The sequence below is a fragment of the Rhodoplanes sp. SY1 genome (genome assembly GCF_046000175.1).
Taxonomy (GTDB): domain Bacteria; phylum Pseudomonadota; class Alphaproteobacteria; order Rhizobiales; family Xanthobacteraceae; genus Rhodoplanes.
In genome coordinates this window covers 15654-40823 of sequence record NZ_JBEOMB010000029.1, presented here as the reverse complement: position 1 = coordinate 40823, position 25170 = coordinate 15654, and the positions used below count along the sequence as shown (strand labels likewise).

Here is a 25170-nt window from a genome sequence, read left to right as displayed (position 1 = left end):
CCGATCGACGCCATGTGGCACTCTCCGGCTTTCGCACGTCGGTTGTCCGCGTGGATCGGATCGCGGGCGACCCGGACCGGAGCTGTCAGTACCAATTCTTCAAACTGGGACAGCAATGCTGTCCTAAATAACAATGCCAAACTCTTGCCATGCATTCAAGGCACCGGGTTTCAGATTCGGCGACTTTGCCCGAATTTCATTGCGCGCGCCACTGAACGCCAACTGCACGCTGCATCGAAGTACCGGCCCGGCGGCGGTTTTTCGACGCGCGCCCGGGCGCGCCGGCCACGCGTCGGAAGCGCCCCAGCCCTGCCCGATTCAGAGAGCTTCCTGGCAACCGGGGGAGGGCCGACATGCGGAACGCTACCACTTCGAGCTGTCGACGGTCGACCGGTCAGGCCGCATGCCGTCTCGTCGGACCGCTCCGCGCCGTCGCCGCGGCCGCGATGATCGCGGCCGTCTGCGGCACGGCCGTGACGCCCGCCGCGGCGCTGTCGGCCCGGGTGGACGCCCTGCCGGGCGAGCCCGCCGCGGCGAGCGGCACGCCACCCGCCCCGCCGGCCCGACCTACCGCCAAGCCGAAGCCCCGCAGCACACCCCGGGCCGCCCCGCAGGTGCGCCGGCCGATCCCGCCCTGGATCTTCGGCCGCGGCGCCGAGCCGCGCCTGGTGCCGCCGCGCAGCATCCCGGCCGGCCGGACGGCGCGGCCGCCGAGCCAGGCAAGCCGCCCGGCCGACACGGCGGAGCGCACCCCCGCGCGGGGGAGCGGCACCGGCGGCGCCGGTGATCCCGCCACCACGGCGTCCACCCGGCCCTCGACGCCGGCCACAGGCGGGCCGAAGCCCAAGCTGCCGCCGCGCGCCCCCGGCGCCATCGACGTCCCGGTCGCGCCGCTCGATTGAACGTCCGGCGAGCACCGGACCGAGCCGGACTGTACCGGATCGCCTCCCGACAAAAAAGAAAGCGCCCCGGGCGGGGCGCTTCCAGTTTCGCGATAAGGCGCACTCTCGGGCGCGCTCCTCGCGGGCCTTTTCGCGCAGGACGCCGCGAGCAAAGGGTCTGCGGCGCCGGGGCCGCCGACCCTACGCGGCCGACCTTACGCGGCCTTGGCGTCGATCACCTTGCCGGTCGCCGGCGTGGTGCTGCCGATGGCGATCTGGCGCGGCTTCATCTTCTCCGGAATCTCCCGGACCAGGTCGATGTGCAGGAGCCCGTTCTCCAGCGAGGCGCCGCGCACCTCGACGAAGTCGGCGAGCTGGAAGGCGCGCTCGAAGGCGCGGGCCGCGATGCCCTGGTAGAGGACCTCGCCCTTCTTCTCCTCCTGCTTCGGCGCCTGCTTGTCGCCCCGCACCGTCAGGGTGTTCTCCTTCGCCTCGATGGCGAGATCGGCGGCCGCGAAGCCGGCGACGGCGAGCGTGATGCGATAGGCGTTCTCGCCGGTCCGCTCGATGTTGTAGGGCGGGTAGCTCGAGCCCTGGCCACCCTGGCCGTCGTAGCCGGCCACCTGGTCGAGCATCGAGAACAGCCGGTCGAAGCCGACGGTCGAGCGGTAGAGGGGCGTGAGATCGAAAGTCGTGCGCATAGCATATCCTCCTAGGAGCGATGAGCCGTCGCGAAACGGTCCGCCTGCTGGCCGGACCCGTTCGAGCGCCGCCGGATGGCCGGCGCCAATGGTGATATGGGACGCCCCAAACAGGCTTCAAGACCCCGGCGAGCCCGCGGCGCGGGCCGGTTGAGCGGCCGCCCCGGCCTGCTATAAGCGGCCGTCCGCCCGGCCCCTCGCGTCGAAAGTCCCCGCCGTGAAGCTCGTGTCCATACCGGCCAATCCGGCCCCCTCCGACGCGGCCGTCGGCGCCATCGAGACCCCGGACGGGGTGACGCTGCGCTACGCCCGCTTCGCCCCGCCGCCGGGCCGCAAGGGCACGGTCTGCCTGTTCCAGGGTCGCGCCGAGTTCATCGAGAAGTATTTCGAGGTGGTGCACGACCTGCGCAGCCGCGGCTTCGCGGTGGCGACCATCGACTTCCGCGGCCAGGGCCTGTCGCAGCGCGCCGTGCGCGACCCCCGCAAGGGCCACGCGCGACGCTTCTCGGATTATCTGATCGACCTCGAGACCTTCGTGAAGCAGGTGGTGCTGCCGGACTGCCCGCCGCCCTTCTTCGCGCTCGGCCACGGGATGGGCGCCACCGTGCTGATCGAGTCGGCGGCGCGCGGCCATCGCTGGTTCGACCGCATGGTGCTGGCCTCGCCGATGATCGGGCTGGCCCAGCGGCCGCTGTTCGGCGCCGGTCCGGCCTTCGCCCGCTCGCTGCGCCTCCTCGGCTTCGGCCGCCTCGCCGCACCCGGCGGCAACCGGCAGGCGGCCGCGGCGGAGCCGTTCGCCGACAATCCGCTGACCTCCGATCCGATCCGCTATGCCCGGACGGCCGCCGTGATCGAGGCGGAGCCGGCCCTCGCCGTCGGCGCCCCGACGGTCGCCTGGACCGACGCCGCCTTCCGCACCATGGCGGCGATGCAGCGCCCGCAATATCCGGCAAGGCTGCGCCAGCCGATGCTGCTGATCGCCGGCGGCCACGACACGATGATCTCGACCGCGGCGATCGAGCGCTTCGGATTCAATCTGCGGGCCGGCTCGCACCTGGTCATCCCGGGTGCCCTGCACGACCTGATGATGGAGCAGGAGCAGCTGCGAAAGCTGTTCTGGGCCGCCTTCGACGCCTTCGTCCCGGGCACGCCGCTGTACGGGTAGGTGCCATTCACGTGGCGCCCCCGAGGGATTGAATCAGCTCTCCCGGTTACGGCCGCGTGCCCCGGACAAGGCGCGTCAGGCTGCAGGCCCGATGCGCCGCAGAGCCGGGGCCCAGGGGCGCCACGACCGGCGGCGCCACGACGGGCGGGATGACGGCTGCACGGCAACCACTTCGCTCCATCTCCCCTGGGTCCCGGTTCGCGGCGCGTCGCGCCGCGCCCGGGACACGAGACCTCGACCGGCGTCACCCCGCCCGCAGCGCCATCAGGGCGGCGGCGTGGACGCGCTTGTCGCCGGCCGCGACGATGCGGCCGCCGCGCTCGGCCGGCGCCCCTTCCCAGGTGGTGACGATGCCGCCGGCGCCCGAGATGATCGGGATCAGGGCGGCGACGTCGTGCGGCTTGAGCTCGGTCTCGATGACCAGGTCGATGTGGCCGGCCGCCAGCATGCAATAGGCGTAGCAGTCGCCGCCGTAGCGGGAGAGCCGCACCTGCTCCTCGACCTTGGCGAAGGCGGCGCGGTCGGCGACGTTCATCAGCCGCGGGCTGGTGGTGAACAGCACGGCCCGCTCCAGGCTCTCGCAGGGGCGCACCAGCATGGCCCGCTCGCTGCGCGGCCCCCGGTAGCGCGCCGCCTTGCCGTCGCCGGAGAAGCGCTCGCCGTAATAGGGCTGGTGCATCATGCCGAACACCGGGGTGCCGCGGCGGGTCAGCGCGATCAGCGTGCCCCAGGCCGGCATGCCGGCGATGAACGACTTGGTGCCGTCGATCGGGTCGAGCACCCAGACATATTCGGCGTCCGGCCGGTCGGCGCCGAACTCCTCGCCGACGATGCCGTGGCTCGGAAAGGTGTCGCGGATCATCGCCCGCATGGCGAGCTCGGCCGCCCGGTCGGCCGCCGTGACCGGGTCGAAGGCGCCGCCCGCGTTCTTGTCGTCGACGGTGAGCGAGGTGCGGAAGAACGGCAGGATCGCCTCTCCCGACACGGTCGCCAGGCGGTCGATGAACGCCGAAAAATCGATTGCCGTCATTGATGGCCCCTCGCCCCGGCGGGGCAATCCCGCGGCCTGCGATGAAAATGATCCGTGCCGATCCGGCGCGGGCCCGCCGACGGCCGACCCACACCGGGATGGCGTATAAGAGGTCGTGGCGACGGGCAACCCGGCCGTTGGTCTCGCCGGGCCGTCCGCGCCTCTCGCGCGGCCTTGCGGCGACGGCCGCCCGCGTGCGACGACGACCCCCGGGCCGCGACGGCCCGCCGGGACCTCGCCATGACCGACCCTTCGTCCCCGCCGACCGACCCGGCCGGCGGCCGCCGCCCTGTCCGCTCGACGACCCTCGTGGTGGCGCTCGTCGCCACCCTCGGCGCCGGCTATCTCGTCAGCCAGTTCCTGCGCAACGGCATCGCCGTGCTGGCGCCGACCCTGACGGCCGATCTCGGCCTGTCGGCGAAGGACCTGGCGCTGGTGTCGAGCGTCTTCTTCTTCGTCTTCGTCGCCGTGCAGATCCCGCTCGGCGTGGCGATCGACCGCTTCGGCCCGAAGCGTGTGATGCTCGCCTTCGCCGGCCTGGTGATCGGCAGCACGCTCCTGTTCGCGGCCGCCGCGAACGCCGGCGAGCTCCTGGTCGCCCGCGCCCTGATGGGCATCGGCACGGCCTGCTACCTGATGGCGCCGCTCGCCTACTATGCGCGGGCGTTTCCGCCGGAGAGGTTCGCGACGCTGGCCGGCCTGCAGCTCGGCGTCGGCACCCTCGGCTCGCTGTTCGCCACGGCGCCGCTGGCCCTCGCCACCGCGGCGGTCGGCTGGCGCACCACCTTCGCCGCGACGGCCGGGTTGATGGGCGTGATCGCGCTCCTGGTCGCCGTCCTGATGCGAGAGCCGAAGGCGGCGCCCGGGACGCGCCGCGAGACGGTCGCCGACGGGCTGCGCGGCGTGCTGGCGGTGTGGCGCCTGCCCGACGCACCGCGCCTGTTCGTCATGAACCTGACCGCCTATTCGAGCTTCGCCCTCGTGGTCGGCTTGTGGGGCGGCCCCTACCTCACCGACGCCTACGGCCACGACCTCACCGCCCGCGGCGCCCTCCTGTTCGTGCCGGCCCTGACCCAGGCGGCCGGGATGATCGTCTGGGGCGCCGCCGACCGGGTGTTCGGCGGCTACAAGGTCCCGACCCTGATCGGCGCGCTGGCGACGGCGCTGCTGCTCCTGCTGCTGGCGATCGTCGGCACCCTGCCGGCGCCGGCCCTGTGGGCGTGGCTCGCCGCCTTCGGCTTCTGCTCCGCCTTCCTGCCCGTGGTGATCGCCCACGGGCGCGCCTGCTTCCCCGACCGCTTGGTCGGCCGCGGCATGACACTTATGAACATGGGGACAATGGGGGGCGGCTTTCTGTCGCAGCTTCTCGGAGGACTATTGATCCACCAGTTCGCCCCGGTCGCCGGACGCTATCCGCTCGACGCATACCGCGCGGTTTTCCTTGCACAATTTGTGTTCTGCCTAATCGGTGTGCTGGCCTACGTGAAAGTCCGCGACCCCCTCCGTTAGACTATGGCACGAACGCAACTGCCGCCGAGGAACCCTACGGGCGCGGAGCCGCTATGCCGGGCTCGGCTTGCAATTGGTGCGATGCGATGACATATTTCGGCGGTGCGGTAGCGCGATCGCTCGTGTTACCGCCGCCCTCCTTGGGCGTTTCCTCCCTAGACTTGGGCCGCTGGCACGCGCTGGCGGCCTTTTTTTTGTGGCTACACTTGGGCAGCCGGTCATTATAACTTGGACGTGATCAGCACGACCGTGCGTAGACGTCTTGCGCGTTATGATTGATTAACTTTGGGTGCTCGCACCGAAGCGAACAATTATGACGGCCCCTGCTCGCGTTTATACGCCAGCACGACAGACTAGCGTCGAAGTGGTTATTCGGCGGCGGCGCGGCAGGGCTTGAGCTCGTCCGGCGACAGCTCGGAGAGCCGGTCGACCACCACGCCGATGTCGGCGATCACCCGCTCGAAGCTGCTGGTCCGGGTCTGGCGCCGCTCGTCCATGTAGAGACCGCGATTGATCTCGAACTGCAGGACATGGATGCCGGTGGCCGGGCTGCCGTAGTGCTCGGTGATGAAGCCGCCCGCATAGGGCTTGTTGCGGCCGACCACATAGCCGAGATCCCGCAGCACCGTCTCGACCGCGGCGGAGACGATCGGCGAGCAGCTCGTGCCGTAGCGGTCGCCGAGGATCACGTCGGCGCGCGGCCGCTCGTCGCGCGGCCCGGCGCTGGACGGCATCGAATGGCAGTCGATCAGCACCGCCACGCCGAAATCGCGCTGGGTGCGGCCGAGCAGCCGCCGCAAGGTGCGGTGATACGGCTTGTAGAGCGTCTCGATGCGGGCGAGCGCGTCGTCGACCGGCAGCCGCCGGCCGTAAATCTCCTGCGCGTCGCCGACCACCCGGGCGATGGTGCCGAGCCCGCCGGCGACCCGCATCGAGCGGGTGTTGGCGTAGGACGGCAGGCGGCCGTCGAACATGCGGGGATCGAGCTCGTAAGGCTCACGGTTCACGTCGACATAGCAGCGCGGGAAGAACGCCCGCATCAGCGGGTAGCCGCGCGCCACCACGTCGGCGAACAGCTCGTCGACGAAAGTGTCTTCGGAGCGCCGCAGGGTGGCGAGGTCGAGCCGGGTCGTCTCCAGGAAAATCCGCGGATACACGCAGCCGCTGTGCGGCGAGTTGAACACCAGCGGGCCGGCGAGCTCGGCCGGCTCCTGAACATCGAACGGGGGATCGAGCTCGTCTGGCGAATCGGACATGCGGCTGCGGCGGACCTGGACGCTTTTCGGGACGGGACCCGGACGGCCGGTCGCGGCAACAGGCGTCGCGGCACGGTGGTCCGGTAAGGAGGTCGGGGCACGGCCCCGTTCGCCCGGTCGGCGCGGCGGTCGCGTCGTCCGGCGGCGTCATTGTCCATGATGTGACACGCGCTGCCAAGGTCGATGCGATGAAGATCCATCCGAGCAGGATCGATGTGCGCGAGATCGAGGCGCGATCGTCGTCCGCTTCACTTCGTGTTTACCGGGACTCGCGCTTATGGAATGTTGAACAAGGGACCGGGAACGGGGCTGGCCGGGATTCGGCCAGGAACGCGCGATGGAACAGCCGGGTGCGGGGATGTCCAGGATTCTGCTGGCTGAAGACGACAACGACATGCGCCGCTTTCTGGTGAAGGCGCTGCAGACCGCAGGCTACGAGGTCACCTCCTACGACAACGGCCTGTCGGCGTATCACCGGCTGCGCGAGGAGCCGTTCCAGCTCCTCCTGACCGACATCGTGATGCCCGAGATGGACGGCATCGAGCTCGCCCGCCGGGCCTCCGAGCTCGACCCCGACATCAAGATCATGTTCATCACCGGCTTCGCGGCCGTCGCCCTCAACCCCGATTCGGCCGCCCCCAAGCACGCCAAGGTGCTGTCGAAGCCGTTCCACCTGCGCGAGCTGGTCACCGAGGTCCAGAAGATGCTGACCGCGGCCTGAGGCCGCCGGCCCGCATCCGCTGCCCGGCGAGGCCTCGAATCGCCGGCCTCGACCATCGCGCAGCGTTTCGTCACACGGCCTTCGTCTCCGCCCTTGCCCCGGCCCGAGCGAGCCGATATAGGAACCGTCACCTCGGCCCCGACCACGCCGAGGCCCGGGACCTCGGTCCCGGCCGGGAACCGGCCCTCGGCCAGTCTCCCGAAGCCGTCACCGACGGCGGGCGCGTAGCTCAGCGGAAGAGCACTACCTTGACATGGTAGGGGTCACAGGTTCGATCCCTGTCGCGCCCACCACCTAGTTCCCGACACTCAGTGAGTTACCGTAAAACGGCAACTTTTCTGCAGGGCGATGAATGGTGCCCATGCGGAACAAAGCACGAAACCCTCGTGCAATCCGTGCAGCTGTTCCGCCGAGCTCCCCGACTGCTCGACTTCGAGCCGCTTCAGGCAGCTGAATGTCCGGCCCCCGAGCCGGTCCGACAGACGAGAAGAGGGCAGGACATAGAATGTCCCTGAGCAGACGGATATGACCGACGGGCCTTCAAACCGACCGCCGTTTCCCGTGTGGGACGAAAAGCGCTTGCGCGCGGCCACCCGCGCTGCCGGAGTTTCATTATGGTCGTGGAATGTCGATACCGACGCCATCACCATGGATGAGCGTGCCTATGAGCTATGGGGGATTCCGAAAACCGTCCAAGAGATCACGTTCGAAACCTTATCTAAAAACATCCACCCGGCCGACCTCAGGAGGGTGAGGTCGGCGTTCGCCGCCACGCGGGCGATTGTCGGGGGCTATGAAATCGACTTCCGGATTCTGCACGACACGGATTTACGGTGGATATCCGCCCGGGGGCAGGGCAGCGACGCCGACATCGCCGAGCGGATCATGTTCGGCGTCTTCCTCGATGTGACCCAACGCAAGCAGGCCGAGGAAGCCAACGAGTTGCTCGCTGGCGAGATGAGCCACCGAGTGATGAACCTTCTGCAGATTGCAACCGCGCTCACGCACATCACCTCCCGCTCGGCCGAGACGAAGGAGGAAATGGCGCAAAATCTCACCAGCCGATTGATGGCGCTTGGGCGCGCGCAAACTCTCGTGCGCCCGCTGCCCGGCCAGAAGACCGAGGCCGCCCTTCTCGGTGACATTCTTGCGATCGTCCTTTCGCCTTACGACGAGAAGGGCGCCACCGTTCGGGTCCGTGTCTCGGTGCCGAAGATAAACGTCGGGCAAGCGGCGAGCACCGCGCTCGCCCTGGTCATCCATGAACTCGCAACAAATGCCGCCAAGTACGGTGCGCTGTCGACCGAACGCGGCAGCCTGGACGTATCGTGCAGCGCCAATGATGATGACGTGGTCCTCATCTGGACTGAACGCGGCGGTCCGGCTGGCGCGAATCCGTCGAAACGATCGGGCTTCGGCAGCAAACTGGTCACCCAGAGCGTGACGACCCAGCTCGGCGGCTCCATCGCCTTCGACTGGTCACACGAGGGGGTGGTGGTCACGTTGCGCGCGAGCAAGCAGCACTTGGCAAAATAGCTGGCGGCGCCGAATCGATGATCTCGATTGATTGGTGCTTGAATGCCGTTGCTCGCCGCGCGCTGTCGCGCCCACCATCCTCCTCGACCTGTCCTCCCCGCTGCCCTCCCCGATCTGCCCTCTCCGACACCTCGGATGTGCTCCCCCCATCGGGAGAGCACGTATGCGGCGGGGCGGTGCTTGTGACGGGCCGGGCGCGGTGACATAGCTGGGGGCTAGGCCCTGCTCCTGCCCGGGCACCCCATGACCGACCTGAAATCCACCGCGGCCCCGCCCGCGACCCGCCGCTTCGCCGACCATCTCGGCCCGCTCGCCAGCGCCGCCGGGATGGCGTTCGTCGTCTGGCAGGCGGTGATCCACGGGCTGCCGGCGGCGCTCGCCACGGCACCCGGCGAGAGCCTCGCGGTGCTGCTCGGCGCCACCGGCCTGCAGGCGCTCGGCGCCGTGCTGACCGGGATCGGCTGGGTCGTGCTGCTGCGCCTGCTGGTGCGGCCGACGATGCGCAAGAGCTGCCTGTTCGGCATCTTCCTCTACACCCAGCTCGACCGCTACCGGCCCGGCAACGTGCTGCAATACGCGCACCGGCACGCGGCGCTGGCGCCGTTCGGCGTGACCATCGGCGAGTCGCTCACCGTGGCGATGGCCGAGGCGCTGTGCCTGCTCACCGCCACGGGCGTCCTGGTCGGCCTGGCGGCGGCGCTCGGCCGCTTCGACTGGAGCCTGCCGTTTCGCATCGCCGGCGAGTTCTCGCTCGCCGTCACCGGCATGGCCGGGGTCGCGCTCCTGGTCATGGTGGTGCTGCAGCGCTCGGTGGTCGCCCGCGTCTTCGCCTCACGCCGCGCCGTCGCCCGCATGCTGTTCGCGGTCGGCCTCGACATTGCGACCTTCGCGGCCATGGGGCTGGCGCTCGACGCCCTGATCGGCCTCGTCGCCCCCGACGTGACGCGCGACCTCGTCTCGCTGTCGGCGATCTGCGCCGCCGCCTGGCTGGCCGGCTTCGTGATGCCGGGTGCGCCGGCCGGGCTCGGGGTGCGCGAGGTGGTGCTGACCGTGCTGCTGGCCCCGGTGGTGGGCACCGGGGCTGCCGTGATCGTCCTGGCCTTGCGGCTCGCCGCCATCCTGGCGGACGCGCTGGCGGCCGGCGCCGGCCGCCTGATGATGCTGCACGCCCATCCGCGCCCGCCGGTCGGCGCCGACGCGCGCTGACGCTCACGCCGGCGCGACGTCGCGATCCCAGGGCGGCACCGGGGCGAAGCGCTCGGCCAGCAGGTCGATGAAGGCCCGCACCTTGGCGGGTGGGCGACGGCTCGACGGATAGGCCGCGTAGACGCCGGCGAGCTCCGGGGTCGGCTCGTCGAGGACGAGCGGCACCAGGAGCCCGGCGCGGATCTCGCGGGCGACCAGGAAGCTCGGCATGAAGACGAGGCCCTGCCCGCCGACCGCCGCGACCACCAGGGCGTCGCCGTTGTTGGCGGCGAGGCTGCCCTTCACCTCGACGACATGGCGGGCGTCGCGCCCGAACGCCCAGCGGCCGGCGCCGACCGTCTGCGACAGCGTGTAGCCGAGGCAATCGTGGCCGGCGAGGTCGGCGATGGTGCGCGGCGTGCCGCGGCGCTCCAGGTAGGACGGCGCGGCGCAGACGACGAGGCGCGACGGGGCGAGCTTGCGGGCCACCAGGGTGGAGCTCTGCATCCGCCCGATGCGCACCACCATGTCCCAGCCCTCCTCGATCAGGTCGACGACACGGTCGTTGAGGCCGAGATCGACGACGAGGTCGGGGTGGCGGCGCGAGAACTCGGGCAGCAGCGGCGCGATCTCGCGGATGCCGAACGAGAACGGCGCGTTGAGCCGCAGCGTGCCGCGCACCTCGACGGTCTCGACCGAGGCGGTCGCATCGGCCTCCTCCAGCTCGGCGAGAATGCGCTCGACCGATTCGAGATAGCGCCGCCCCGCCTCGGTGAGGGTGAGCCGGCGCGTGGTGCGGTGCAGGAGCTTGGTGCCGAGTCGCGCCTCGAGCGCCGCCAGGTGCTTGGTCGCCATGGTCTGCGACATGCCGAGCGCCCGGCCCGCCGCCGACAGGCTGCCGAGCCCCGCCACCCGGGCGAACACCTGCATGCCGGTGACCCGATCGAGCATTTTTTGTCCGCTCCGACGGCGCTCTTCGGCTGTGATGGACCCGACTGCCGCTCGTCCCCGCGAAAGCGGGGACCCAGGGGCCTCCCGATGTGCGGCTCTGGATTCCCGCTTTCGCGGGAATGAGCGGAGCGCGGGTCCACGTCACCGGACCGCTCAAAGCCGCCTGCAGCCACCTCACACCAAGAGTGCGAAATCATATCCGAATGGAAGGAATAATCAAACCAGCGCCGGGATGCCACATTGCCTCCAGCGAAACCGCTCACCCCCACGGAGGCTTCCATGTCCGCCACCCCGAGCATCGACACCCGCACCGCCCCGTATGCCGCCCTGCTGCTGCGCGTCAGCCTCGGCGCCCTGCTGATCGCCCACGGGCTCCTGCTGAAGGTCGCGACCTTCGGCCTCGCCGGCACGGCCGGCTACTTCCAGAGCCTCGGCTACCCGGCCTTCTTCGCCTACCTCGTCATCCTCGGCGAGATCGGCGGCGGCCTCGCCCTGATCCTCGGCCTGTGGACCCGGTGGATCGCCCTCCTGCTGCTGCCGATCCTGATCGGCGCGACGCTGCAGCACGCCGGCAACGGCTGGCTGTTCACGGCCAAGGGCGGCGGCTGGGAGTTTCCGGTGTTCTGGACCGTCACGCTCGTCGTCCAGGCCCTGCTCGGCGACGGTGCCTACGCACTCCGCCCGGGCGCCCTGTTCGGCCGCACCGCCCGGATCGGCGGCCCGGTGACCCAGACGCGCTGACCGGCGTTCACCCCCGGCACACACCCGCCTGAAACAGCAGGAGGCCGCCATGGCCCAGCCCGACACCCTGACCCGGATCGCGCCGGACCTGACGCCGGCGCCGATCGACCCGGCGGTGCGGATCGGCCACGTCCACCTCAAGGTGGCCGATCTCGACCGGGCGCTCGCCTTCTGGTGCGGTGTGCTCGGCTTCGAGCTGATCCAGCGCTACGGCAGCCAGGCGGCCTTCGTCTCGGCCGGCGGCTACCACCACCACATCGGCCTCAACACCTGGGAGAGCCGGGGCGGGTCGCCGCCGCCGCGCGGCAGCACCGGCCTCTACCACGTCGCCCTGCTCTACCCGAGCCGGGCGACGCTCGCCGACGCGCTGCGCCGCCTGACCGCCGCCGATGTCCCGCTCGACGGCGCCAGCGACCACGGCGTCAGCGAGGCCCTTTATCTGCGCGACCCCGACGGCAACGGGGTCGAGCTCTACCGCGACCGCGACCCGGCGGACTGGCCGCGCACCCCCGACGGCCGGCTCGCCATGGTGACCCGGCCGCTCGATCTCGACGGCCTCCTGCGCAACGCCCCTTCCGGCGCGCCGGCGCGTTGACGCGGGACAGCCTCGACCGAGCCCGAACTGACGAACCTGACCTCGACGCCCTCGAAAGACAAAGGAGCCCCCCCGTGAGCCAGACCAAGATCGCCGTCGTCGTCGGCAGCCTGCGCCGCGACTCGTTCAACAAGACGCTCGCCGCGGCGCTCGCCAAGCTCGCCCCGGCGGACGTGACGCTGGTGCCGGTCGAGATCGGCGACCTGCCGCTCTACAACCAGGACGACGACGGCAACCAGGCGCCGAGCGTGAAGCGCCTGAAGGCCGAGATCGCCGCCGCGCAGGGCGTGATCTTCGTGACGCCGGAGTACAATCGCTCGGTCCCGGGTGTGCTCAAGAACGCCATCGACCACGCCTCGCGCCCCTATGGCCAGAGCGCCTGGGGCGGCAAGCCGGCCGGCGTCATCGGCGTCTCGGTCGGCGCCATCGGCACGGCGCTGGCCCAGCAGCACCTGCGCACCATCCTGGCCTATCTCGACATGCCGACGCTCGGCCAACCCGAGGCCTTCATCCAGATGAAGGACGGCCTGTTCGACGCCGACGGGTCGATCGGCGCGGCGAGCCGCGACTTCGTCAAGGGCTGGCTCGACCGCTACCTCGCCTTCGTGAAAACCCACGCGGGCTGATCCGGCACGGCCGGAGCGAAACAAATCACGGGCCGGTGTCGGAACGACGCCGGCCCGTTCGTCTTTCGGGAGAGGCCGCCGTCGATGGGGGCGGGGCCGGACCGGAGACGACCATGAAGGTGCAGCCCTATCTGTTCTTCGACGGCCGCTGCGACGAGGCGATCGCGTATTACAAGGCCGTGCTCGGCGCCGAGTCGACCTTCCTGATGCGATTCAAGGACGCCCCGGATCAGCCGCCGCCCGGCGTGCTGCCGGCGGACTGGGCCGACAAGGTGATGCACTCCGAACTGCGGATCGGCGAGACCGTGGTGATGGTCTCCGACGGCCGGTGCGCCGGCCAGCCGGACTTCCAGGGGATCTCGCTGTCGCTGACCGTCGATGGCGACGCCGAGGCCGACCGCCTGTTCGCCGCCTTCGCCGACGGCGGCACCGTGCAGATGCCGATCGGCAAGACCTTCTTCGCCTCACGCTTCGGCATGGTCGCCGACCGCTTCGGCGTGAGCTGGATGATCATCACGCCGCCGGCGGGGTGAGGCTTCGGGGGCTTGGGATTGTCTCAGCAGCTCCGCGTCCGGGGCCTACCCCCCTCCCCATCCCTCCCCCACAAGGGGGGAGGGAGCACGCTGCGGCGAGCCTCGGCACATTGCTCTACAGCGATATCTCACCTTTAATCGTGACGCTGCGGCTCCAGCGTTCCCTCCCCCCTTGTGGGGGAGGGACAGGGAGGGGGGTGAAGCCACACGGGACGCGCTGGTTGCGAAGCGGGGCCCGGGTCCCCTCACCTCGCCTTCGGCACCGCCAGGTTGATGTTGATGTTCTTCTCCTGGGTGAACGACAGGAGCTCCTCCAGGCACTCCTCGCGGCCGATGCCGGACTGCTTGTAGCCGCCGAACGGCGCGCCCAAAAAATGCTTGCTGGTGTCGTTGACCCAGATGCAGCCGGCCTCGACGCTCGCGGCGGCGCGATGCGCGGTCGTGAGATCGTTGGTCCAGATCGACGCCGTGAGACCGTACTCGACCGCGTTGACCTGATCGAGCATCGCGGCCTCGTCGGTCCATCGGATCACGCCGACGACGGGCCCGAAGATCTCCTCCTTGAAGATGCGCATGGTCGGCGTCACGTCGGCGAACACGGTCGGCTCGATGTAGAGGCCCTTGGCGAGCGCCGGGTCGTCCGGCCGGCCGCCGCCGGTGAGGAGGCGCGCGCCCTCCTGCTTCGCCGAGGCGATGTAGTCGAGCACGCGGTCGTACTGCACCTTGGAGATGATGGCGCCCATGGTGGTCGACGGATCGGTCGGCACGCCCGGCTTCCAATGCCGGATGCGCACCTTCACCCGCTCCAGCACGGCGTCGTAGATGCTGTCGTGGATGAAAGCCCGACTCGTCGAGCCGCAGGACTGGCCGCACCATGTAAAATTCATGCCGCCGACGAGGCCGGCCGCGACCGCGTCCGGATCGGCGTCGGGGTACGCGATCAGCGCGTTCTTGCCGCCGAGTTCGAGCAGCACGCCCTTCAGCGTGTCGGCGGCGGCCTTCATCACGGCGCGACCCGTGGCGGCGCTGCCGATCAGCGCGATCTTGGCGACGTCGGGATGGCTCGCGAGCCGCGCCCCGGCGTCACGGCCGCCCGGCACGACGTTGAACACGCCGGGCGGCAGCAGCCCGTCGATCAGCTCGGCGAGCCGCAGCGAGGAGAGCGGCGCTTGCTCGGGCGGCTTCATCACGACCGTGTTGCCGGCCGCGAGGGGCGCGGCCGCCTTGCCGGCGACGAACATGAAGGGATGGTTGAACGGCACGATGCGGCCGACGACGCCGAGCGGCTCGCGCACCGAGAAGTTGACCCGGTCCGGACCCATCGGGATCGAGTGCCCCTTCATCTCGGTGACGAGGCCGGCGAAGAAATCGAGCTGCGCGGCCGCGATCGTCGCGTCGGCGATCATCTCCGAGACCGGGTTGCCGCAGTCGGCCGCGTCGAGCATCGCCAGCTCGCCGGCATTCTCCCGCAGCACCCGCGCAACCTCGCGCAGCATTTTTGCGCGCTCGAGCGGCGGGACGCGGCGCCAGTCCTTGAACGCCTGCTTCGCCGCCGCGACCGCCGCGTCGATGTCCTCGGCCCCACAGTCGGCGACCGCGCCGAGCGACTCGCCGGTGCCGGGGCTGATCTGGTCGAGATGCCGGCCGGTCCTCGGCGCGTGCCAGGCCCCGCCGTAATAGGCGCCGCGCGAAGCGGGCAGCTTCAGCGCGATCGCGGCGAGGGATTTGGGCGCGACGGGGGTGTTCATGGCAATGCTCCCGGTTTCTTGTCACGTCACGCTGATCGGGAGGGACCGACCGGAGCGCATGCACCGCGTCCGCCCCACCCTCCGCTCATGCCCGCGCAGGCGGGCATCCAGATTGTCCGTGCCGCCTCGCCCTTGGTCCCCGCCTTCGCGGGGACCAGCGGAACACCGAGCCGGCGTCTCGGCCCCTCTCATTCTTTAGGACGCGACGGCGATCGGCTCCGGCACGGCGGCGGGCGTGGCGGGCGCCACCGCGACGCGGCCGCGGATCAGATCGGCGGCACGCTCGGCGATCATGATCACGGGCGCGTTGATGTTGCCGCCGACCAGATCCGGGAACACCGAGGCATCGACCACCCTCAAGGCCTCGACCCCGATCACCTTCAGCTCGGGATCGACCACCGAGGCGGGATCGTCGGCGGCGCCCATGCGGCACGAGCCGCAAGGATGGTGCGCCGTGACGGCGGTGCCGCGCACCGCCTGCTCGATCTCGGCCTCGCCGGTCGCGCGCCCCAGCGGACCGATCTCGCCGTCCGTGAACGCCTTCAGGGCCGACTGCCGGCCGATGTCGCGGAACAGCGCGACGGCGCGCCGCATCGTCGCCCAGTCCTTGTCCGTGGCCAGGAGACGCTGGCGGATCAGCGGATGCGCGGTCGGATCGGCGGAGCGCAGCGCGATCTCGCCGCGGCTCTCCGGGCGCAGGAGCACGATGCGGGCCGAGAACGAGTCGGCGAAACCCTTCTGGCCCGGCCAATACGGCGCGGCGCCGAGCGGCCCGGCGATGAACAGCATCTGGGTGTCCGGCACGGCGAGCGCCGGATCGGTCTTGGCGAAGGCGGTGAGCCCGCCCGGCAGATCGGCCGCGAAGCCGGTGCCGAGCACATAGCCGCGGGCGATGGCGACGGCGAGCCGGTCGATCCGCATGTTGTAATGAACCGGCCCAGGATCGCGGCGGCCGTACATCATCAGCGCCGCGACGTGATCCTGCAGGTTCTTGCCGACCGACGGGCGCGCCGCCGCGACCGCGATGCCGTGGCGCGCGAGCGCCGCCGGATCGCCGACGCCGGACAGCATCAGGATCTGCGGCGAGGCGATGGCGCCGCCGCACAGGATCACTTCGCGCCCCGCCCGCACGGTCTCGACCGCACCGCCCGACGAGAGTTCGACGCCGACGGCGCGCCCCTTCTCGATCACGACGCGATGCACGAGCACGTTGAGGCGCAACGTCAGGTTCGGCCGCGACAGCACCGGCCGCAGATAGGCCGCGGACGCGCTGGCGCGACGGCCCTTGCGCACGGTCTTCTGCATGCGCGCGATGCCGAACTGCTCGGCCGCGTTGTAGTCCGGATTGTAGGGAAGCCCGACCTGGCCGGCCGCCGCCACATAGGCGTCGATCAGCGGATCGGCGTAGCGCGAGCGCTGCGTCGCCAGCGGGCCGGCGCCGCCCCGGTAGGCGCTCGCGCCCTCCTCCCAGCTCTCCTGCTTGCGGAAATAGGGCAGCACGTCGCCCCACGACCAGCCGGCCGCGCCGCCCGCGGCCCAGCGCTCGTAGTCGCTGCGATGGCCGCGCACATAGGCCATCGCATTGACCGAGGAGGAGCCGCCCAACACCTTGCCGCGCATGCACTCCATGGCGCGGTTGCCGGTCGCCGGATCCGGCTCGGTCTCGTAGCCCCAGTCGTAGAGGCGCTTCTGAAGAATCCGGCCCCAGCCGAGCGGCAGCTGGATCAGCGGATCGCGATCCGAGCCGCCGGCTTCGAGCAGCAGGACCGTCACGTCGGGAGCCTCGGAGAGCCGGGCGGCGAGCGTGCAGCCCGCCGAGCCGGCGCCGACGATCACGTAGTCGTACTCGCTGACGGTCATGCGCGGCGCCTCGACCCCGGTGTTCCGATCACTTCGGCGCCTTGGCGTCGACCACGGCCTTGAGCTTGACGAACTCGGCCTTGGCGGCCGGGTTCTGCTCGACGATCCTGGTGCCGAGCGCGACGAAGCCCTGCATCATCTTGGCCTGCTCGGCCTCCGGGAGCTTCAGGATCTCACCCTTGTTCTCCAGCCACACGGCGTTCGCCTTCTTCACGTTCTCGACGCCCCAGCCGAACGCCTGCTGCTCGGCCTCGCGGCCGGCGGCCCGGATCGCCTCCTGGACGTCCTTGGGCTGCGCCTGGAACCACGCCTCGTTGACCAGATTGACCGAGACGATGTGCGCGAAGTTGAGGTCGGTCACGTGCTTGGCGACGTCGTAGTACTTGAACGCGGTGAGGATCGGCATGCCGGCGAGCACGCCGTCGATGCCGCCCGACTGGAGCTGCGGGATCACCTCGGAGAGCGCCAGCGGCACCGGGATGGTGCCGATCGACTTCATCGGCTCGATCTGGAGGGGCGAGGCGAAGGTGCGCACCTTCATGCCCTTCATCGCCTCGAGGGTGGGCGCCGGCTTCTTGAACAGCACCAGGGTCGGGCTGTTGTATATGGCGCCGATGACCCGCAGCCCCCGATTGACGAACATGGTCTCGAGGTGGTCGCGGTAGGTCGGATCGTGGATCACGGCGCTGACGTGCTCGGGCGAGACGAACAGGCCGGGCACGTCGAAGATCTGGAAGCGCGGATCGAGCGTGGTGACGAACGAGGTCGGCGTGATGAAGGACTCGATGGTGCCGAGCGACACGCCCTCGGCCATGCGCGGGATGGCGCCGAGCTGGCTCGCCGGATAGATCTCCACCTTCACCTTGTCGCCGACACGCTTCTGCAGCGCCGCCGCGAACAGCTTCTGCCACTCGTGCTGGACGTCGTTGATGGTCGCATTGGCGAGCTTCATCACGGTCTGGGCGGCAGCCGGCGTGACCGACGCCGGGGACACGGTGGCCACGGCGGCGAGGAGCGTTGCGGCGAGCGCCGCGAGCGAGCGTCGGGACAGGACGGGGCGTTGCGACGACATGGCGGTCTCCGGGGGGGCTAGATGGCGCGAGCGAGCAGGAGCGTGAGGGCAGGCCAGTAGGTGATGATCAGCAGCGCGGCGAGCTGAACCAGGGCGAACGGGACGACGCCGCGGTAGAGCGTCTCCAGCGGCACGCCGAGCACCGAGCGGGCGACGAACAGGTTGAGCCCGAACGGCGGCGTGAACATGCCGATGGCGACGTTCACGGTCATGACGATGCCGAAATGCACCGTGTCGATGCCGAGATGCTTGACCAGCGGCACCAGCAGCGGTGTGAGCACCACGATGGCCGAGGTCGGGTCGAGGAAGCAACCGACGATCAGCAGCAGCACGTTGACGGCCATCAGGAAGCCCCAGGGGGGCAGATCGAGCGCCGCGAGGCCCTCCGTGAGGGCGCGCGGGATGCCGTTGACGGTGAGCAGCCAGGCGAACACGGCCGCCGCCGCGACGACGATCAGGATCTGCGCGGTGAGGATCGCCGAGCGCGTGGCGCAGTCGAGCACGTCGGCCCAGCTCATCTCACGATAGACGAAGCGGCCGACGATCACGCCGTAGAGGCAGGCGAAGCCGCCCGCCTCGGTCGGCGACGACCAGCCGAGATAGATGCCGGCGAGAATCACGACCGGCATCATCAGGGCCGGAAGGGCGTCGCGCGTGGTCGTCCCGAACCGTCGCAGCGAGAAGCCGACTCGGGTGCTGCCAGGGGCGCGCGCGCCTTGCGCTATCACATAGGCGCACATCATACCGGCGATCAGCAGGCCGGGCAGCACGCCGCCGGCGAACAGGCGCGGGATCGATTCCTCCGCCGCGGCGCCGTAGAGGATCATCGCGATGCTCGGCGGGATCACGATGTCGATCGAGCCCGAGGTGCTGACGAGACCGGACGCGAAGCGCGGGCCGTAGTCGCGCGCGAGGCCGGGATAGAGCGCCCGGCCGATCACCGCGACGGTCGCGGTCGAGGCGCCCGAGATGGCGCCGATCAGCGTGCAGGCGCCGACGGTCGCCACCCCGAGCCCGCCCGGCGTGCGGCCGACCAGCGCCAGCACCCAGGCGATCAGCCGGTCGGCGATGCCGGCGCGGCCCATCAGCTCGCCGGCGAAGATGAAGAACGGCACCGCCAGCAGCGCGTAGTTCTCCAGCCCGCCGTAGATCACCTGATGGACGGCGATCGGCGGCACCGTCATCACGGTGGCGAAGGTGAGCGCGGCCCCGATCAGGAACAGCGCGAAGATCGGCGTGCCGATCGCCAGGAGGACGAGCGGGATCGCTCCGAGTGTCCAGATCATGGCTGCGTCCAGATCACGCGTCGATCCCCGAACGGCGCGCCAGCTCCACCCCGTCGGCGACCACCAGCGCAGCGGCGATCAGGGCGCAGCCGCCGAAGCCGACCAGCAGCGCCGTGTGTGGGATCGTCATCGGCAGGCCGAGCGCCATGCTGGTCTGGCCCGTCATCATGACGCGGCCGACGAAGCCGTAGGACTGCATCGCCGCGTAGCCGGCGCCGAGGGCGATCGCGACGTGGTGGACGATCGCCAGCGCCAGCCGCGTGCGGACCGAGGCGCGCAGCGGCAGGAAGTCGAGCGCGATGTGGGAGCGGTCGGCGGTGACGAACAGCGCGCCGATCATCACCAGCCACACCATGGCGAAGACGAGAAGCTCGTCGGCCCCGACGAACACGCTGCCGAACAGGTAGCGGCCGAGCGCGTTGGCGACATTCAGCAGCACCATGCCGATCAGCACCAGCCCGAGGATCGCGCGGCCGGCCCGCGCGACCGCGCGGGCCAGCCAGGTGGCGAGCGGCACGGCAGTCGGCGGCTCGCGTTCGATCGTCATGACGGTCTCGTCCACCACCGTGCTCTCCCTCGGGCCGCGCGAGCGTCAGACCGTCAGGCGGCGCTGACGAGCGTGCTCGGCTTGGCGCCGGTCGCCACCGCGAAGGCGGGCCGCTGGTCGATCGCCGCCTGCCACTTGGCGAGCGCCGGGACGTCCGGCCGCTCGATCGGGAAGCCGAGGCAGCGCTTCATGATCGGCGCGAGCGCGACCTCGGCGAGCGTGAAGCGGCCGAGCGCGACGAAGTCGCGGCCGGCGAGATGGCCGTCGAGGATCTTCATCGCGGCGACGAGGTCGGCGGCCTGGGTGGCGAAGTCGGCGCTGCGCTCCTCGACCGGCTTCTTGGCGTCCTTGAACACCGCCACGTAGGCCGTGTTGACGCTGGCGAGCAGCCAGTCCATCCAGCGCTCCACCTCGGTCTTCTCGGCCGGGGTCGCACCCGTCAGCGCCGGCGCGTGCAGGGCGGCGAGATAGCGCAGGATGGTGTTCGACTCCCAGATCACGACGTCGCCGTCGATCAGGGTCGGCACCTTGCTGTTCGGGTTGAGCTTGCGATAGGCGTCGGTCGTGGTGTTGCCGAACTGGCGGCCGTAGTCCTCGCGCACATAGGAGAGTCCGATTTCTTCCAGGAGGAAGATCACCTTCTGCACGTTTCCCGACGTGCTGCGTCCGAGCAGTCTCAGCATTGCCTGTCCTCCTGTTCGGGGCTTCAGCGCCGCAGCGCGTTCGCCGCCTTGACGAATTGCCCGGCGAGGGCCGCCGAGACGTCGATGGGTTGCTTCATGGCGCCCTGGTCGAGGAGCGTCTTCGTCGTCGACTCCCAGGCCTCCTTGCTCATCGCGCCGATGCCGTTCGCCTTGGTGTCCTCGCTGAAGAAGGACGCGGCGATGTCGGCCTCGATCTGCTTCATCAGAACGTCGCGCTTCGGCGCGTATTCGGGATTGGCCTTGATCACGATGTCGACCGCCTCGGCCGGATTCTCGATCACCGCCTTGAACGCCTCGAGATAGGCGGTGACGAAACGCTGCACGAGATCGGGCTTGTCGGCGATCATCTTCTCGGACGTGATCAGGCCGGAGCCGTAGGCCTTGTAGCCCCAGTCGGAGCCGAGCAGGATCGACAGCGAGCCGGGACCGCCCGCCTTCGCCTCCAGCTCCGGCACCTCGGCGTCGATGTAGCCGGGCACGGCGTCGACGCGGCCGAGCAGCAGATAGTTCTCGTAGGGCGGCGACACGGTGGCGCGCTTCACGTCCTCCTCGGTCATGCCGTTGGCCGCGAAGAACGCCTTGGTGAAGATGTAGGTCGAGCCGCTGGGCTGCACGGCGAAGTTCAGGCCTTTCAGGTCCTGCGGCTTGGTCAGCTTGTGCTTGGCGGCGATCGAGATCATCGCCATCGGGCTCTTCTGGTTGACGGCGGCGAGCGCCACCACGGGCACGTTCTGCGAGCGCGCGATGGCGAGCGTCGGCAGGTCGCCGAAGCCGAACTCGGCATTGCCGGCACCGATCATCCGCATCGTGTTGGCCGAGCCGGTGCCGCGCCGGATCGCCGTCACCTCGATGCCGTGCTTGGCGAACAAGCCCTTCGCCTGGCCGACGAAGAACATCGCGTGATTGCCGCGGACCACGTAATCGAGCTGCACGCTCACCTGATCGGCGGCGGCGGCCGGCGTCGCGGCGAGGCCGGCGAGAAGCGCAGTCGCGGCGCCCACGGCGGCGAGCCGCGTGACGAGCGATCTCCGGGACGGGGTGGTCATCGTGTCGGTCCTCCGCATCGGGGTGTCGTCGTCGGCTGGTCAGGAGCGGTGCAGCGGGTCGTACTTCGCGGCCCACGGCACCAGGAGCTGCTCGGCGAGCTCGAGCGCGTAGTAGAAGGCGAGGCCGAGCACCGAGACGACGACGAGGGCGGCGAACACCAGCGCCGTGTCGAGCTGCGTCGACGAGAGCTGGATCACGTAGCCGAGGCCGGCCGAGGCGCCGGCGAACTCGCCGACGATGGCGCCGATGACGCTCAGCGTCACGGCGACCTTGAGGCCCGCCATCAGGGAGGGCAACGAATACGGGATCTGGACGCGGCGCAGGATCTCGCCGCGGCTCGCGCCGACCGAGCGCATCAGCGCGATGAAGCCGGGCTCGACCGACTGCAGGCCGTGCATCATGTCGATCGCCACAGGAAAGAAGGCGATGACGACGATCAGCACCACCTTGGGCGCGAGGTCGTAGCCGAACCACAGGATGAAGATCGGCGCGAGCGCGATCTTCGGCACAGTCTGGAACAGCACGACGAGCGGATAGAGGGCGCGGCCGAAGCGCTCGAACCGCACGATGGCGAGCGCGACCGCGATACCGACGAGGGCCGAGAGCACGAAGCCCGCCGCAATCTCGATCGCGGTGACTCGCGAGGCCACGAGCAGCATCGGCCAGTTCTCGACCAGCGACACGGCGATGGCGGACGGCGCCGGCAGCACGAAGGACGAGACGTTCAGGAGCCGGATCGCGGCTTCCCAAGCCGCGAGGACGCCGAGCAGCAGCGCGAGCGGCGGCAGCAGCTCGGAGGCGGCGCGACGGACGCGGCGGAGCATGGCGCCTCGCGCGACGGCGCGCGGCCGAAACGTCGCCTGATCGAGGGTGCTCATCGACGCTCTCCCGCGCGCGGATGCGCGCCCTGCGCGTGCGTTCCGATCGGCTGCACTGCGTGGCTCTGGATCAGCAGATGGCGCAGCCGCGATTCGGCCTGCGCGAAGGCCGGAAGATCGAACGTCTCCTCGTCGCGATGCGCCGGCAGGTCGATCGGCAGGGTCTCGATGATGCGAGCCGGATTGGTCGCCATCACGTGGACGTCGCGCGACAGGAACACGGCCTCGTCGATCGAATGCGTCACCAGCACGATGGTCTTGCCGGTGCGCTCCCAGATGTCGAGCAGGCCGCGGCTCATCTCCTCGCGCGTGATGGCGTCGAGGGCGCCGAATGGCTCGTCCATCAGCAACACCTCGGGATCGAGCGCGAGCGCGCGGGCGATCGCGACGCGCTGGCGCATGCCGCCCGAGAGCTGCGAGGGGAGCTTGTTCGCCGCGGCCTCGAGCTTGACCAGGCGCAGCATCGCCATCGCCGTGTCGAGCGCGACGTCCTTCGGCGTCGCGCGGCCGCCGACGGTGAGCAGGAAGGCGGCGTTCTCCAGCGCCGTCTTCCACGGCAACAACGTCGCCTCCTGGAAGACGAGGCCGATCATGTGGCGCTTCGCCGCCTCGCCGGGCGCGAGGCCGCCGACCGTGATGGCGCCCTCGCTCGGAGTCAGCAGGCCGGCCATCACCTTCAGGAGCGTGCTCTTGCCGCAGCCCGACGGGCCGATCAGCGACACGAAGCTGCCGCGCCCGACCGTGATGTCGATCCCGGCGAGCACGCGCTGGACGGTACCGTCGTGAGCGAAGTCGACGCTGATGCCGCGCCCGACGATGTGGGCCTCGGCCGCAGGTGGCTTCGGCGCGGAGTCGGCGACGGAACTGACGGGGGCGATGGACCGCACGGCTTCGCTCGACGGTTCGGGACTGGCTGGCGTGTCGCGCGCCGCCAATCAGTAGCGCGCGACGACTCTCACCGCGTCTCAGCGGCGCGGCTTGTAGGCGATGGCGTCCATCTCGATCTTGGTGTTGATCACGGCGCGCGCCTCGATGGTGGTGCGGGCCAGCACGGCGTCCTTGAACTTCTCGCCGAACACCTTGTTGTAACGTCCGAAGTCGCGGGGGTCCTCGAGATAGGTCGTGACCCGCACAACGTCGGCGAGCGTCGCGCCCTCCTCGGCGAGGATGCGGCGGATCGACTCGATGGTGCCGGCCGTCTCCTCCTCGATGGTTCCCGACAGCATGTTGCCGTTCTCGTCCTTCGCCACCTGGCCGGAGACGAAGATGAAGTCACCGGCCCGCACGGCGGGGTGGAACGGCAGGTTCGGGTTCTTCTTGCCGATGGCGTAGACGGCCGGCTTCTTGTCCAGCGTCTCGGTCATGCTCGGATCCTCGCGTCGCGTTCGATGATCGCAGTCGTGAGAACGACGTCGCCGGACAGCGGCGTCAGAAGGCCGTCGTCTCGATGATGTCGACCCCGTTGACGCGATCGACCAGATAGATCAGCCCGCGCGAGTCGACCGTCACGTCGTTGGACGACGGCCGGTCGGCGCCCGGCGCCGGCGCGGGCAGATAATGCCCGACCTCGCGGGGCCGGAACGGATCGGCGAAGTCGACCAGCCGGAGCCCCTGCGCGAACCAGGCGAACGGCACGACCGAGCCGACGAAACGCTCGGACGGTTGATGGCATCCGGTCATCGGCGGCTGCGGGCGACCGTCGAGATCGAGGCCCGGCACCTGGAACGTCGCGATCGAGGTCGGCAGCCGCTCGTTGGTGATGTCGTAGACCCAGGCGAAGCTCGGCGGCGCCGGCCACAGCTTGGCGACATCCTCGTCGGCCACCACCATGATGTCGCGGCCCTGCAGCTTCTGCGGGAAGCGCAGGCAGGTGTGGGTGGGATGCGGGAACGTGGGGCTGGTGTTGACGTGCGAGACCAGCGTCGGCTTCGCCATGTCGGAGATGTCGAGAATGAAGAAGCCGTGGTGCCAGTAGCTGACATAGAGCCGGTCGCCGAAGCGCAGCGGATGATGGCAGCGCGGCGGGACCCAGGTTTCCCAGGGATACGCCTCGCCGCCGGCCGTCCACTGGCCGGGGATCCACCAACGCCCGACCTCGGTCGGCTTCGTCGGATCGATCAGATCGAGGATCATCACGATGTTGCCGACATAGCCCTGGACGGTCGGCGAGATGTAGGCGTAGCGGCCGTCGAAGTCGAAGCGGTGGACGCCGCCGCCGATCGTGTCCCAGCGCGAGATCAGCGTCGGCGTGGCGGGCTTCGACACGTCCCAGATGGTCAGGCCGCCGCCGACCTGATCAGGCGCGCCCTTGCCGAACTTCTCCATGTTGCAGACCATGATGTCGCCCGCGACGCGCACCTTGTGGGAGTGCCAGCCGTCGGGAACGTCGATGGTCGCGAGATGGCGCGGCGACGCCGGATCGGAGACGTCGAAGATGGTGGTGCCGCTGGTCGGTCGCTGATGGCCCACATACATCGTGGTACCTTCGACCCAGACCTGCCCGCCACCGGGGCAATCGACATGAGAGACGAGTGTGGTGTTGGCGTGTGACAGCAAGGCAGCCTCGTTCGTCGGTTCGGCACGGGGGTGCGGCGCCGC

Annotated in this window: 25 protein-coding genes and 1 tRNA gene; 11 read left to right on the top strand and 15 right to left on the bottom strand. The window is 69.9% G+C overall.

The genetic code is table 11. From position 1 onward, the window contains the following. Positions 1-446: 446 nt before the first annotated feature. Positions 447-902 carry a hypothetical protein gene (locus tag ABTU92_RS09385; RefSeq protein WP_408089903.1) on the top strand — a complete coding sequence of 152 codons (456 nt, stop codon included), beginning with the start codon at positions 447-449 and terminating at the stop codon, positions 900-902. 194 nt (positions 903-1096) lie between these two features. On the opposite strand, the gene ABTU92_RS09380 is transcribed toward ABTU92_RS09385, so the two are convergent. After that, complete coding sequence (locus ABTU92_RS09380) at positions 1097-1582, bottom strand: Hsp20 family protein (protein WP_408089901.1); 486 nt, start codon at positions 1580-1582, stop codon at positions 1097-1099. Between the two features lie 217 nt (positions 1583-1799). On the opposite strand from ABTU92_RS09380, the gene ABTU92_RS09375 reads away from it, so the two are divergent. Next, a complete protein-coding gene (locus ABTU92_RS09375; RefSeq protein WP_408089899.1) occupies positions 1800-2747 on the top strand; it encodes an alpha/beta fold hydrolase in 948 nt (315 codons plus the stop codon). Between the two features lie 244 nt (positions 2748-2991). Here ABTU92_RS09375 and hisN read toward each other — a convergent pair whose 3' ends face one another. Further along, the gene (gene hisN, locus ABTU92_RS09370) at positions 2992-3777 is read right to left on the bottom strand and encodes a histidinol-phosphatase (protein ID WP_408089897.1); all 786 of its coding nucleotides are present in this window, start codon (positions 3775-3777) and stop codon (positions 2992-2994) included. 240 nt (positions 3778-4017) lie between these two features. Between hisN and ABTU92_RS09365 the strand changes: the two genes are divergently transcribed. Beyond that, a complete protein-coding gene (locus ABTU92_RS09365; RefSeq protein ID WP_408089895.1) occupies positions 4018-5286 on the top strand; it encodes a nitrate/nitrite transporter in 1269 nt (422 codons plus the stop codon). A 368-nt stretch (positions 5287-5654) separates the two neighbouring features. On the opposite strand, the gene ABTU92_RS09360 is transcribed toward ABTU92_RS09365, so the two are convergent. Then, positions 5655-6542, bottom strand: a complete 888-nt coding sequence (locus ABTU92_RS09360; protein ID WP_408089893.1) for an N-formylglutamate amidohydrolase — start codon at positions 6540-6542, stop codon at positions 5655-5657. A 358-nt stretch (positions 6543-6900) separates the two neighbouring features. Between ABTU92_RS09360 and cpdR the strand changes: the two genes are divergently transcribed. From cpdR to ABTU92_RS09340, 4 genes are all read left to right on the top strand, one after another. Beyond that, positions 6901-7263, top strand: a complete 363-nt coding sequence (gene cpdR, locus ABTU92_RS09355; RefSeq protein ID WP_111358428.1) for a cell cycle two-component system response regulator CpdR — start codon at positions 6901-6903, stop codon at positions 7261-7263. Positions 7264-7481: 218 nt separating this feature from the next. Then, positions 7482-7556: transfer RNA gene (locus ABTU92_RS09350), tRNA-Val, on the top strand. A 232-nt stretch (positions 7557-7788) separates the two neighbouring features. Next, a complete protein-coding gene (locus tag ABTU92_RS09345) occupies positions 7789-8799 on the top strand; it encodes a sensor histidine kinase (RefSeq protein ID WP_408089891.1) in 1011 nt (336 codons plus the stop codon). A gap of 243 nt (positions 8800-9042) precedes the next feature. Beyond that, positions 9043-10005, top strand: coding sequence for a hypothetical protein (locus ABTU92_RS09340; protein WP_408089889.1), 963 nt, complete (start codon positions 9043-9045; stop codon positions 10003-10005). Between the two features lie 3 nt (positions 10006-10008). Here the strand turns inward: ABTU92_RS09340 and ABTU92_RS09335 are convergent, their stop codons facing one another. Beyond that, positions 10009-10935, bottom strand: coding sequence for a LysR family transcriptional regulator (locus ABTU92_RS09335; RefSeq protein WP_408089887.1), 927 nt, complete (start codon positions 10933-10935; stop codon positions 10009-10011). 279 nt (positions 10936-11214) lie between these two features. Here ABTU92_RS09335 and ABTU92_RS09330 point away from each other — a divergent pair, with 279 nt between their 5' ends. From ABTU92_RS09330 to ABTU92_RS09315, 4 genes are all read left to right on the top strand, one after another. Then, positions 11215-11676, top strand: coding sequence for a DoxX family protein (locus ABTU92_RS09330; RefSeq protein WP_408089885.1), 462 nt, complete (start codon positions 11215-11217; stop codon positions 11674-11676). Positions 11677-11725: 49 nt separating this feature from the next. Further along, positions 11726-12271, top strand: a complete 546-nt coding sequence (locus ABTU92_RS09325; protein WP_408089883.1) for a VOC family protein — start codon at positions 11726-11728, stop codon at positions 12269-12271. Positions 12272-12345: 74 nt separating this feature from the next. Continuing rightward, the gene (locus ABTU92_RS09320) at positions 12346-12897 is read left to right on the top strand and encodes an NADPH-dependent FMN reductase (RefSeq protein WP_408089881.1); all 552 of its coding nucleotides are present in this window, start codon (positions 12346-12348) and stop codon (positions 12895-12897) included. A 113-nt stretch (positions 12898-13010) separates the two neighbouring features. After that, the gene (locus ABTU92_RS09315) at positions 13011-13430 is read left to right on the top strand and encodes a VOC family protein (protein ID WP_408089879.1); all 420 of its coding nucleotides are present in this window, start codon (positions 13011-13013) and stop codon (positions 13428-13430) included. 245 nt (positions 13431-13675) lie between these two features. Here ABTU92_RS09315 and ABTU92_RS09310 read toward each other — a convergent pair whose 3' ends face one another. The 11 genes from ABTU92_RS09310 to ABTU92_RS09260 form a co-directional block, all read right to left on the bottom strand. After that, positions 13676-15178 carry an aldehyde dehydrogenase family protein gene (locus ABTU92_RS09310; protein WP_408089877.1) on the bottom strand — a complete coding sequence of 501 codons (1503 nt, stop codon included), beginning with the start codon at positions 15176-15178 and terminating at the stop codon, positions 13676-13678. A 195-nt stretch (positions 15179-15373) separates the two neighbouring features. Further along, on the bottom strand, positions 15374-17038 hold the full coding sequence (locus tag ABTU92_RS09305; RefSeq protein WP_408089875.1) for a GMC family oxidoreductase: 1665 nt from the start codon (positions 17036-17038) through the stop codon (positions 15374-15376). Positions 17039-17066: 28 nt separating this feature from the next. After that, a complete protein-coding gene (locus ABTU92_RS09300; protein ID WP_408089873.1) occupies positions 17067-18110 on the bottom strand; it encodes a TRAP transporter substrate-binding protein in 1044 nt (347 codons plus the stop codon). A 17-nt stretch (positions 18111-18127) separates the two neighbouring features. After that, a complete protein-coding gene (locus ABTU92_RS09295; RefSeq protein WP_408089871.1) occupies positions 18128-19396 on the bottom strand; it encodes a TRAP transporter large permease in 1269 nt (422 codons plus the stop codon). A 13-nt stretch (positions 19397-19409) separates the two neighbouring features. Continuing rightward, the gene (locus ABTU92_RS09290; RefSeq protein ID WP_408089869.1) at positions 19410-19943 is read right to left on the bottom strand and encodes a TRAP transporter small permease; all 534 of its coding nucleotides are present in this window, start codon (positions 19941-19943) and stop codon (positions 19410-19412) included. A gap of 53 nt (positions 19944-19996) precedes the next feature. Next, the gene (locus ABTU92_RS09285; RefSeq protein ID WP_408089867.1) at positions 19997-20626 is read right to left on the bottom strand and encodes a glutathione S-transferase family protein; all 630 of its coding nucleotides are present in this window, start codon (positions 20624-20626) and stop codon (positions 19997-19999) included. 23 nt (positions 20627-20649) lie between these two features. Further along, complete coding sequence (locus tag ABTU92_RS09280) at positions 20650-21693, bottom strand: ABC transporter substrate-binding protein (RefSeq protein ID WP_408089865.1); 1044 nt, start codon at positions 21691-21693, stop codon at positions 20650-20652. Positions 21694-21732: 39 nt separating this feature from the next. Continuing rightward, the gene (locus ABTU92_RS09275; protein WP_408089863.1) at positions 21733-22572 is read right to left on the bottom strand and encodes an ABC transporter permease; all 840 of its coding nucleotides are present in this window, start codon (positions 22570-22572) and stop codon (positions 21733-21735) included. Further along, a complete protein-coding gene (locus ABTU92_RS09270) occupies positions 22569-23459 on the bottom strand; it encodes an ABC transporter ATP-binding protein (RefSeq protein WP_408089861.1) in 891 nt (296 codons plus the stop codon). The genes ABTU92_RS09275 and ABTU92_RS09270 overlap by 4 nt, the downstream gene beginning before the upstream one ends. Positions 23460-23537: 78 nt before the next feature. Further along, a complete protein-coding gene (locus tag ABTU92_RS09265; protein WP_408089859.1) occupies positions 23538-23936 on the bottom strand; it encodes a RidA family protein in 399 nt (132 codons plus the stop codon). 64 nt (positions 23937-24000) lie between these two features. Beyond that, the gene (locus ABTU92_RS09260) at positions 24001-25128 is read right to left on the bottom strand and encodes an LVIVD repeat-containing protein (protein WP_408089857.1); all 1128 of its coding nucleotides are present in this window, start codon (positions 25126-25128) and stop codon (positions 24001-24003) included. Between the last annotated feature and the right edge of the window lie 42 nt (positions 25129-25170).